This is a genomic window from Amycolatopsis sp. NPDC003865, assembly GCF_053605345.1.
Genome location: NZ_JBSGJA010000012.1, coordinates 316095 through 325786, shown reverse-complemented (window position 1 = coordinate 325786; position 9692 = coordinate 316095). Strand labels below are relative to the sequence as shown.

10 protein-coding genes are annotated in these 9692 nt (G+C 72.4%); 4 read left to right on the top strand and 6 right to left on the bottom strand.

Annotation, left to right across the window (positions count from 1 at the left end):
* Positions 1 to 112 precede the first annotated feature (112 nt).
* The 4 genes from ACWEVP_RS28320 to ACWEVP_RS28305 form a co-directional block, all read right to left on the bottom strand.
* Positions 113 to 1225: a family 2 encapsulin nanocompartment cargo protein terpene cyclase gene (locus tag ACWEVP_RS28320; protein WP_452065599.1), complete on the bottom strand. Its 1113-nt coding sequence runs from the start codon at positions 1223 to 1225 to the stop codon at positions 113 to 115.
* A gap of 28 nt (positions 1226 to 1253) precedes the next feature.
* Complete coding sequence (locus ACWEVP_RS28315) at positions 1254 to 2105, bottom strand: geranyl diphosphate 2-C-methyltransferase (protein ID WP_452065598.1); 852 nt, start codon at positions 2103 to 2105, stop codon at positions 1254 to 1256.
* Between the two features lie 263 nt (positions 2106 to 2368).
* Positions 2369 to 3472, bottom strand: a complete 1104-nt coding sequence (locus tag ACWEVP_RS28310; protein WP_452065597.1) for a DUF3152 domain-containing protein — start codon at positions 3470 to 3472, stop codon at positions 2369 to 2371.
* Positions 3473 to 3926: 454 nt separating this feature from the next.
* Positions 3927 to 4925, bottom strand: coding sequence for a polysaccharide deacetylase family protein (locus ACWEVP_RS28305; RefSeq protein WP_452065596.1), 999 nt, complete (start codon positions 4923 to 4925; stop codon positions 3927 to 3929).
* Positions 4926 to 5120: 195 nt separating this feature from the next.
* Here ACWEVP_RS28305 and ACWEVP_RS28300 point away from each other — a divergent pair, with 195 nt between their 5' ends.
* Entirely contained in the window at positions 5121 to 6059 is a 939-nt protein-coding gene (locus tag ACWEVP_RS28300; protein WP_452065595.1) for a hypothetical protein, read from the top strand.
* Positions 6060 to 6193: 134 nt separating this feature from the next.
* On the opposite strand, the gene ACWEVP_RS28295 is transcribed toward ACWEVP_RS28300, so the two are convergent.
* Positions 6194 to 6664 carry a hypothetical protein gene (locus ACWEVP_RS28295; RefSeq protein ID WP_452065594.1) on the bottom strand — a complete coding sequence of 157 codons (471 nt, stop codon included), beginning with the start codon at positions 6662 to 6664 and terminating at the stop codon, positions 6194 to 6196.
* Between the two features lie 728 nt (positions 6665 to 7392).
* On the bottom strand, positions 7393 to 7722 hold the full coding sequence (locus tag ACWEVP_RS28290) for a WGxxGxxG family protein (protein WP_452065593.1): 330 nt from the start codon (positions 7720 to 7722) through the stop codon (positions 7393 to 7395).
* 254 nt (positions 7723 to 7976) lie between these two features.
* Between ACWEVP_RS28290 and ACWEVP_RS28285 the strand changes: the two genes are divergently transcribed.
* The 3 genes from ACWEVP_RS28285 to ACWEVP_RS28275 all read left to right on the top strand — a co-directional run bounded on the left by ACWEVP_RS28285 (position 7977) and on the right by ACWEVP_RS28275 (position 9667).
* On the top strand, positions 7977 to 8318 hold the full coding sequence (locus ACWEVP_RS28285; protein ID WP_452065592.1) for a hypothetical protein: 342 nt from the start codon (positions 7977 to 7979) through the stop codon (positions 8316 to 8318).
* A gap of 307 nt (positions 8319 to 8625) precedes the next feature.
* Positions 8626 to 8994 (top strand): hypothetical protein, encoded by a 369-nt coding sequence (locus ACWEVP_RS28280; protein WP_452065591.1) that lies wholly within the window; start codon positions 8626 to 8628, stop codon positions 8992 to 8994.
* A gap of 322 nt (positions 8995 to 9316) precedes the next feature.
* Positions 9317 to 9667, top strand: coding sequence for a hypothetical protein (locus tag ACWEVP_RS28275; protein ID WP_452065590.1), 351 nt, complete (start codon positions 9317 to 9319; stop codon positions 9665 to 9667).
* Positions 9668 to 9692 lie beyond the last annotated feature (25 nt).

Below are 9692 nucleotides of genomic sequence, written 5' to 3'. Positions count from 1 at the left end.
CGTGGTGGCCAGGGTGCGGGCCGCGGCCCGGCCGAGGCTCAGCGGTGCCTGGTCGGTGTCCACCGGGTCGGTGACGGTCACAGCGAAAACCACCCAATCAATTCGTAGGTCACTACTGGTAACGGGGATTGGTGGCGTGCCAGGTGAAGCCGCCGCCCATCCAGGAACGGACGCCCACGAGGAACCGCTGCAGCTCCGGCGACGGCACCGCCATCAGCTCCCGGTGGCTGTCCTCGAACTCGTGGACGATCTTGTTGTGCAGTGCGACGGTGGCCTCGACCGCCTCCTCGACCGAGCACCCCCGGTCGGCGGCGATCTGCAGCACCATGTTGCAGACGGGCTTCTCGTCCGCCGCGTCCCTGGCCACCGAGTGCAGGTCGTTGACCAGCACCGCCGCCGTCCCGGCCCGCATCATCGCCTCCCGCACGCGCGGGTCGTAGTAGAACGGCGCGGCCAGCTCGTAGCCGCCGACGGCGTCCACGAGGGTCATCGACGTGTAGAAGCTGTCGTGCTGGCGCGCGGCCAGGTACTCCCACGCCGGTGGGTAGCGGCCGGTGTGCCGCCACGCCGCGTAGGCGTCCCAGCTCACGAACATCGAGAACGTCGCGTAGCAGACCCGCTGCACCAGCACGGGGGAGCCGTGCCGGCCCAGGTGGCCGACCGCCGAGTGCAGGCCGACGAGGATCGGGTCGGCCCGCAGCGCCTCTTCCAGGGGCGCCGAGAACTCCCCGGCCGGCGCGACCGGGTCCATGGCCGCCATGACGAGCGCCAGGCGTGGCGGCAGTTCGGTCGGCGCCGCGCCCAGCGTGCTGTCGTCGGCGTAGAAGTCGTCGGCCGCCCACCAGACCGCGTTCAGCTGCGCCGCGACGAGCAGCCGGTCCGGGTCGTCGCAGTCGGGGTGGACGAGCATCACCAGCCTGCCGAAGCCGGCGTGGGCGATCTGGTCGAGGCCCGCGCCGGTGAAGCCGCAGTCCCCGGCCCACGCGACCAGCCGCCGGTCGACCTCCCCGGCGAGGGCGTCGTCGACGCGGCCGGCGACCGGGCAGTACAACGGCGGCCCGCTGCCGTCTCCCCACGGCAGGTGGGCGTAGGCCGGGTCCTGCCCAGGCGCCGGCGCGAACTGCGTCGCGATCCGGGCCGCCGCGGTGCCGAGGCCGAACGGGCCCGCGAGCAGGCTCGCGGGGCCACCGTTCGTCCACTGTGGACACTCGGTGCCGGTCGTCATGGTGCTCTCCCTCGTCGCCCGGCCCGCCTCAGACGCGGTCGGCGGCGATGAGCAGGTAGTGGAAGCTGCCTTCGCGATAAGCGGTCAGGAACGGCTTCTCGACGCCGGTGGCGACCGACGAGCGCTCCCGCAGCTCCCAGTACGGGATCGTCGCGGCCGTCAGGTCGACGACGTTGATCGGTACGAACCCGGTGTCCGACAACGCCTTGAAGTAGTCGCCACGGGCGTGGATGTTGCAGATGTAGTGCTGGTCGATCTGGCTCACCGCCCGCGACCGGCCGCCGGTGACGTCGTTGTAGCACCCGGTGATGGTCACGTACCGGCCGCCGGGCTTGAGCTGCCGCGCGTGCTCGGCGAACAGGTCGTGCAGGTCGACGTACATCGTGCTCTCGTTGTTCCAGATGCCCTGGAACACCCCGGATTCGAAGCCGGTGTCGAGCATGTTGCGCAGGTGGTAGCGCACCGAGCCGTCGATCCCGCGCTGCCGCACGTGCGCGTTGGCGAACCCGACCTGCTGCTCGGAGATCGAGATCCCGTCGACCTGGCAGCCGAAGCGCTGGTGGGCCATGACACTCGTGCCACCGCGGCCGCAGCCTGCGTCGAGCAGCCGGTCGGCGGGCCCGATCGGGCCGAGGTGGTCGAGGAGGACGTCGGCCTGCGCGGTCTCGAGCCGGTGCATCTCGGCGATGATCGCCTGGTCGCGCTGGGCTTCCGGGGCCTCGAGCACGGCCGGGTCGTAGTCGCCGAGGCCGTAGTGGTGGTGGTAGAGACCGTCGACGTCGCCCAGCCGGAGGTTCACCGGGTCCTTCTCCGCGTTCCAGTAGTCGGCGACCGACTGCTGGTACGCGGTGCGGGTCACGGGCTGGTCGAGAGCCGTCATCGAAGAAACTCCTCGCTCGCGTTTTCCTTGGTGTGCAAGGAACTCCCCGGACAGCCCGGCGTCGTCCCCTCTTCCTCGACGCTAGCGAGGGAAGATCGGCGGGGACAAGGAGCTTCACTCGCGCTGGCCGGGCGTGGCCCGTCTGGCCCAGCGGCGGCCCTGCGCGGGGTGGTGGGCGGCGAGCGCACAGGAACCCGTTCGGGACCGGCCGTGACTCGTCCGGCTGACGAGGCGCGACCCTGGGTCGCCGGACCCGGCCGGCGTCACCCGACCCAGGGGTTCGGGCGGCAGACGGCGCCGTCGGCCCGGATCCGCGTGGCGGCCGCGGGTTCGGCGCGGTTGAGCTCGGCGAGGTAGGTGTTCGAGAGGCCGAAGGTCTGCTGCATCATCACCGGCGCGGGCGCGCCGGGAGCGGGGCAGCCGACGTGCCCGAAGCCGAGGGCGTGCCCCATCTCGTGGTTGACGGCGTAGGCGCGGTAGCCGGCGAGGTCGCCGCCGAAGGAGTGCGCGCCCCGGATCCACCGGGCGAGGTTGAGGACGATCCGGTGGCTCAGGTGGCACGAGGAGTCGTAGGGGATGGCGAAGCCGCAGAGCCGCCGGCTGGTACCGGGGGTGGTGAGGCTGATCCGCACGTCCGGTCGCGCGCCGGGTGCGGTTTCCCGCCGGAAGGAGACTTTGCCCTGGCCGATCCAGCCGCGCGGGTCGGTGAGGACGGCGTCCACCTGCTCGGCGAATCCCGGTGCGTCGACGCCGTCTTCGAGTTCGACGGTGTAGGTGAGTTCTTCGGCGCCGTCGCCGGCTCCGGCGAGGGTGGCGGGGCCGGGCAGGACGTGCCAGGTCCCGTGTCCGGCCGGGGTGACCGGTGGGCCGTCGGGAAGAGCGGCGGGTTCCGGCGGCCGGGAGGCGGCCGGCGCGGCGGTGGGGGAGAGGGCGGCGGGAGTGCCGCCGAGGCGTCGCGGTTCGGCGGCACGGGGGAGCAGGAGCAGGGCAACGGCGAGAGCGACGGCGAAAACCAGCACCGCGGGCGGCCACCACGCCGTCGGCCCGGCGGGATCGGCCGGGACATCCAGCAGGGCGGCGGTGGTTTCTTCGGCGGTGCGCCGGGGTTCGGTGGCGAGCGGGAGAACGGTGGTGGTGGGCGGCGCGGGTTCCGGCCCGGACGGCCAGACGATGGGAGCAGGCTCCGGCGGAGTGAGGGGATCGGCCGCCGGGAGCGGATCGGTCGCGGGGCTGGTTTGTGGTGGTGGGGTGGTTTCGGTGGGTGTGGTGGGGTGTGCGGCCGGGGGCTTGGTCGCGAGGGTGGCGTGAGCTTGCGAGGCAGAACGCCCAGCCGCCAGGCCGATCGGAGGCTGCGGCAGCTCGGACACCGCCCGCCGCACGGGTTCCGTTGGCGGCTCGGCCCTCGATGGCACCCGCACCGCCGCCGCGGATTCGGTCGCGGGGGCCGCTTGTGGTGGTGGGGTGGTTTCGGCGGCCGTGGTCTGGTGTGCGGCCGGAGACTTGGTCGCGGAGCCCCCTTGTGCTTGCGAGGCAGAACGCTCAACCGCCAGGCCGAGCGGAGGCTGCGGCCGCTCGGACACCGCCCGCCGCGCGGGTTCCGTTGGCGGCTCGGCCCTCGATGGCACCCGCACCGCCGCCGCGGGCGCCTCCGGACCCTCCGGCGAACACCGATCCGCGGCCGATCGCGGCCTGGGAACCGCCCCCGCGCGGCGGAGCCGCAGCCGCCGCCGGGCTCTCGGCACTCCCGCCGCCGGGGGCTCCTCCTCCACCGGCCGGGCCGTCCTCGGCCGGGGCTGGGGCAGCCAGTCGACGCGCGCCGGTTCAGTAGGCAAGGCCCACGCTCGCGCACGCCGGGCCCGGGGCCGCCGCCGATCGGGGGTACGCCACCGTCGACGGGTCGCCGTCGGAGGTGTACCGGTGGCCGTGCGGTCCGGCCAGCACGTCGAGCCAGTGGGACGATCCGTACTCCGCCTCCGCGCCGCTCGACTGCGACCGGATCCGCGGGATCGCCCCGGGGTCGAACCCGTCCGCGCACGGTGAAGGCGCCGGCCCGGCCCCCACCAGCAGCGCGCCCTCGTACGCGTAGCCCGGCCCCCGCAACGCCGAGTCCGCGTGCCGCGGGCGCGTCCCGTACGGCAGCGCCAACGTCCGCGGCCGGTAGCCGCTCGCGCGGATCGCCGCGTCCTCCTTTACGATCGCCGTCGTCACCTCGCTCTCCGACGCCGTGCGCAGGTTCGTGTGGTGGCGCGTGTGGTTGCCGATCTCGAAGCCGTGGGCGGCCAGCCAGCGCAGCGCCGGCCCGTCGTCCGGCGTGCCGAACGGGTGCTCGTTGACGTACAGGCTCGCCACGGGGCGGAACCGCGGGTGCGCCGCCGCGACGTCCAGCAGGATCCGGATCGCCGTGCCCGCCGCCGGCTGTCCCTGCGGCGTCAGGGCGAACGCGCTCGGGTCGCCGTCGTCGAAGGTCAGGACCACCGGGTGCGCGCCGGCCGGGAGGTCGAGCCGGCGCGACACCAGCTCGGCCGTCGTCACCGGGACGTAGTCCTCCGCCGCCAGCCGCTCGAGCTCGGCGGTGAAGTCGGCGGGCGTGCGGTCGTAGACCGATCGCGGCCGCTCGGCGATCCGGTGGTACATCAGGATCGGCACCCGCCCGAGCTCGTCGGCGCCGACCTGGCGCGCGAACGCGGGCGTGACGCGGGCGGGTGTGGCGGCGGCGGGTGCCGGACCGGGCACCGGGGACTCGGCGGGCGCCGGGCCGCCGCACGCCGTCACGGCGGCCACGACGGCGAACCCCGTGCCGAACCGGAAAAGGCTACGCATGCGGGGAAGTGTGGGGCCGGACCCGCCGCGGCGCGGCCCGGTCCACCGGGTCGGGTGAGCGCGGATTTCCCCGCCACCGGCCGGAATTCTCCGTTTCCGCAGGCAGCGGCCGGGGTCGCGAAACGGCCCCCGGCACGATGCGGTGATCGCCGCCCGTGAAGTTTGCGCGAAGATCACCGCGGGTATTTCCCTGCGATGGTCCCGAAAACGGCGTGCACCGCCGCCCAGCGCACCTTCGATCGACGTCTGGTCCTCACCGCCGCCCTGGCCGGTCTCGCGGCGAGCGCGTGCGGCGCCCGCCGGCCGGGCCGCGCCCTCGCCGTGCCGGTCACCGCGACGCCGGCCCCGCCGTCGCCACCGCCGAATCCCCTGGACACCGGCCTGCTCGTCGGCTTCTGCGGAGCCCCCGGGTCCCCGGCGCTCGGCCGGATGACCGGTGACCTGACGGCGGCGAGCCGTGAGCTGCGCCAGCGGATCCGGGCCTTCCCGGCCGGCCGGCCGATCACCCCGGTCGTCGAGCTGATCGCGACCACCGTGCACCGCTCACCCGGCGACGACGGCATGTACCGCAGCCGGTGCGCGGAGGAGACGGTCCGGGACTACCTCGACGCCGCCCGGGCCCTGAACGGCTTGCTGCTGCTGAACATCCAGCCCGGCCGCGCCGACTTCCTGCCCGAAGTCCAGGCGTACGAACGCTGGCTGACCGAGCCCGACGTCGGCGTCGCGCTCGACCCCGAGTGGGCCGTGGAGCCGGGGGTGGTGCCGGGGAAGAAGTTCGGCCGCACGACCGGGGACGAGCTCGACGGCGTCGCGCGCTACCTCGGCGGACTGGCCGGAGCGCACCGCCTGCCCGCCAAGGTCATGGTGTACCACCAGGTGGCGTCGTCGGTGGTGCGAAACGAGGAGCTCCTGCTCGCGCACCCCGGGGTCGCGCCGGTGAAGGTCGTCGACGGCATCGGGTCGGCGGCGGCGAAGAGGGCGACGTGGCGGACGCTCATGACAACCCGCCCGGCGCACGTGCGGCCCGGGTTCAAGCTGTTCTTCGACGAGGACACCCGTCGCGGCGCGGCGTTGATGACCCCGGCGGAGGTGCTGGCGCTGAGCCCGGTGCCCGCCTACGTCGTCTACGAATAGCTGCGGCGGCGAGAAGGCCCGGTGCGGACCGCACCGGGCTTTTTCGCGGGTGTTCGAAGACGACGAAAGCCCGGTGCGGGGAGGTGAGCCGCACCGGGCCGTCGCCGGCTGTCCGTCCGGGGTCCGGTCGGCCCCTAGCCGACCGGGACGGGCAGCCCGCCGAGAAGGTCGTTCACGAGAGCGGACAGCGAGATCAGCACGCGCTGCAGCAACGCGTTGAGGAGCGCGGAGACCGGCGGGAGGCTCTGGCGGGCCTTCAGGTCCGCCGCCAGCCGGTCGACGCCTTCGCGTGCTTCGGCGGTGTCGTGCCGGGCCGTCGCCGCCTTGTCGCGGGTCTCGGCCTGGATGGTGTACCGGTTGCCCTGGGCCAGATCCGTGAGCACCGGATCGAGGTCGGTCAGCGTGACCCGCGTGCCGTCGACGTCGCCGCCGTCCGCGCGCGAGACCAGCTGATCGCGCAGGGACTGGACCTGCGCCGCCGCGCTCGTCGTGCTCGACGAGCCGCTGCCGCCGGGCCCGCCCGCCGACGCCACGCCCACCCCGGCGAGGGTCACCGCGGTCGCGGTGAGAAAGACCGTGACCGCCCGGGTCAGTGCACTTTTCATGTCGTACTCCTCCGGAATTCCGATACCGACTGGAGATCATGGTGATCTCCGATGACGAATACCGCGAGCGGATCCGACGGCTTCCGGCGACCTGGCGATTCCGCTCGGTGCACGGCGGTCCGGGAAGTTCCGGAACAAACATCGAGTTCGCGTGAAGGCGGCGATCGACAATTCCGCACGCTGATGACTTATCGTGAGTGCATCACTCGATGGTGAGCGTTCGTTACGATGAACGGCTGAATTGAGCTGGGTTCCTTTACGGAAGGTATGACTGGAGTGGTTCTCGCGTGGCACGCGAGTTTCACTCGATCGTGAGGTTTGTCGGGGAAAATAATGGGTAACCATGCGCATTTGCCTACGGGCGGAAAGCCACTCTTAAGAAGGGTACGACGCGAAAGCACTTCTTGCGCGCTGAGTGCCTCGCTAATCTGGGTGGCGGCCGCCGGATCCGGTTTCCGGTCCTTCCGCGGCTTCCTCGGTGCCGAGACCTGACAACTGGGCGCCCAATGGAGAACACGAAAAAGCGGAACGTCCCGGCGCCACCGGTGCCGGGACGTTCCGTGCGGGAGAAGAGGGGATCGGGTGCGGTGCGCCACGGGAACCCGGGCAGCGGAAACGGTGCGCGGGAAGAGTTCCGACGCGCTCGGGTGCGCCGGCTCGGCCGATGGCGGCCCGAGACCCCGGGAAACCGGCCACCCCGCCGGATTTCCCGGGTCCCGGCACGAACCTCAGACGCCCGGTGGGGTGCGCCGGGGTTCGGCGGGCGGGTACGTGTTCACCGGCGGCGCCTGCCCCGCCCGTGAAGTTTCCGCGTCAGGGCGCGAAGTCCGCCCCGCGGCCGGATACCCCGCCATGGCCCCCGGCTTCGGCCCGCGCCGGGCCAATCCGGCCAAGCCGAGCAACCCGGCCAGTCCGAGCAACCCCCACAGGCCGTCATCGTCCGTCTGTGCCGCCGGTACCGGCTCGTCCGGCGCCGCGGCGGCCGCGGAAGCCCCGCTCATCGCGATGGCGGCCGCCGCGGTCGTGGCGGCCAGGACGTTTCGTGCCGTTCGGTTCATCTCGGTTCTTCCTTCCCTGCGGGCGGACGGTCACCGGCCGCGTACCCCGGCCCTCCGCCTTCACACGCACTGTCACGGGAACGGGCTACCCGACCCGGATTCCGGTGCCCCGGCGGCGTTTGTAGAATGGCCGTCGGTTCAAGCAGGAGCCGTGGAAGGACGTGTGCGTCCGCCACCGGCGTCCTTCCCCTTTCTCGCGCTGGTGCGCATCCGTATTCGGAAACACCGTCCACTGCCGTGGACCCGGGGGAGTAATGAACAGTCAGCTCGTGGTCGCCCCGCTGGGCGCGACCTTTTCAGCACGCTTGATCTGCACCACCGGCGACCGCCTGATCCACCCGGCGGACGCCCGCAACGATCTCGCCCGCATCGTCGTGCGCTGGGCCCGTGCCTGGGTTCCCGAAACCTGGCCCGCCCGCCAGTACTTCGCCGCGCTCGGCATCGGTGACGACGAAAACCCTTGCTACACCGACGAAGACGTCACCGGCTGGCACTTCATCGAACCCCGTCCCGGCTCGCTCGCGTGGCGGGTGCGGTCGGGCGAGATCGACGTGACGACGGCACTCACCGCCGAAGCGGAGGCGTGGCCCGGCTAGAAGACCGACAATGCCGGCCCTGCGCCGCCTCCACCGAGGCGGCGCAGGGCTCTTTGGCATGCCCGGAACATTTTTGCTGCTGCACAACCGATGCGTGGTCGTCAGGCCGGAAAAACGCTGGTGGGCAACCGGATCCGCGTAACCCGATCGGACCACAACCAGGCCGGTCAGGGGCTTGCGGCACCCACACGATGGTGGCGCGGAGTGGATCCGATGCGGCCACGTCAGTACGTTTCCCTCACACCAGGCGGAGAACACACCTTCACTGCCGCCCATCAGACGCAATCGTCGATCGAGGAGAAATCCCATGCTGAAGAAGCTCGGCTTCGTCACGGCCGCCGCCGCGGCGGGCGCTTTCCTGGCCGGGGGCGTCGCCGCCGCCGGCACCCCGGACGAGCACGGCCACCACGGCCACCACACCGGCGGCTACGACTACACGGGCCAGGTCGGCCTCGTGAACCTGAACAACACCGACGTGCTGCACAACGTCGACGTCACCCCGGGCCTCTGCGGCAACGACATCAACGTCCTCGGCGTGCAGGTCCCGATCCGCGACTCGCTCAACGGCGTCGGTGTGCCGATCCTGTCGCCGGGCGAGAGCGACGCCAGCGGCGACGCGCCCTACAACTGTGCTTCCAGCGCGCTGACCGACGGCGGCACGAGCCAGGGCAACTGAGGTTCCGTGCCGCCGCCGCCCGCTGTGTGTGCGGACGCCGGTGGCCGGCACGGGAAACGGCGATTCGCGTCGGCGTCGTGGCGCGGGCCCGGAACGCGGAGCGAGCTGCACACTCCGGTTCCGCGTCCCGGGCCCGCCGCGACGCCGGACGTCGCCGGCACGGGTGGGACCGGTCACGACCTGGAGAAAGTGCGCCGGTCCCACCCGGCGTGAACCGCACCCTAACCGACTTGCCGCGGCCCGGCGAACCGAAGCCGGGCCCGGTTCCCTTCCCCCGATCCCCCACCGGACGGTCCGGTGGGTTCTGTAAGGAGTTCTTCAAGTGATCAAGCAGCTCGGCTTCGTCGCCACCGCTCTCGCCGCCGGGATGGCGGTGCTCGGCGGATCCGCGTCCGCGACCGGCATCACCGTCGCCGGCCACCCGATCGACCACAGCGACCAGGTCGGCCTCGGCAACGTGCAGAACCTCGACGCGGTGCACAACCTGAACGCGGTCGGCGGCGTCTGCGACGACAACGTCAACGTGCTCGGCGTGCAGGTGCCGGTCCAGCACGTCGCCGACGGCATCGGCGTGCCGGTGCTCTCCCCGGGCGAGCACGACGCCGAGGGCGAGACCCCGTTCAACTGCGCCAGCGGTGCCATCTCCGACGGCGGGACGGCGCAGGACAACTGACCGGTCCCGGTCGAAGCCGCCGCGC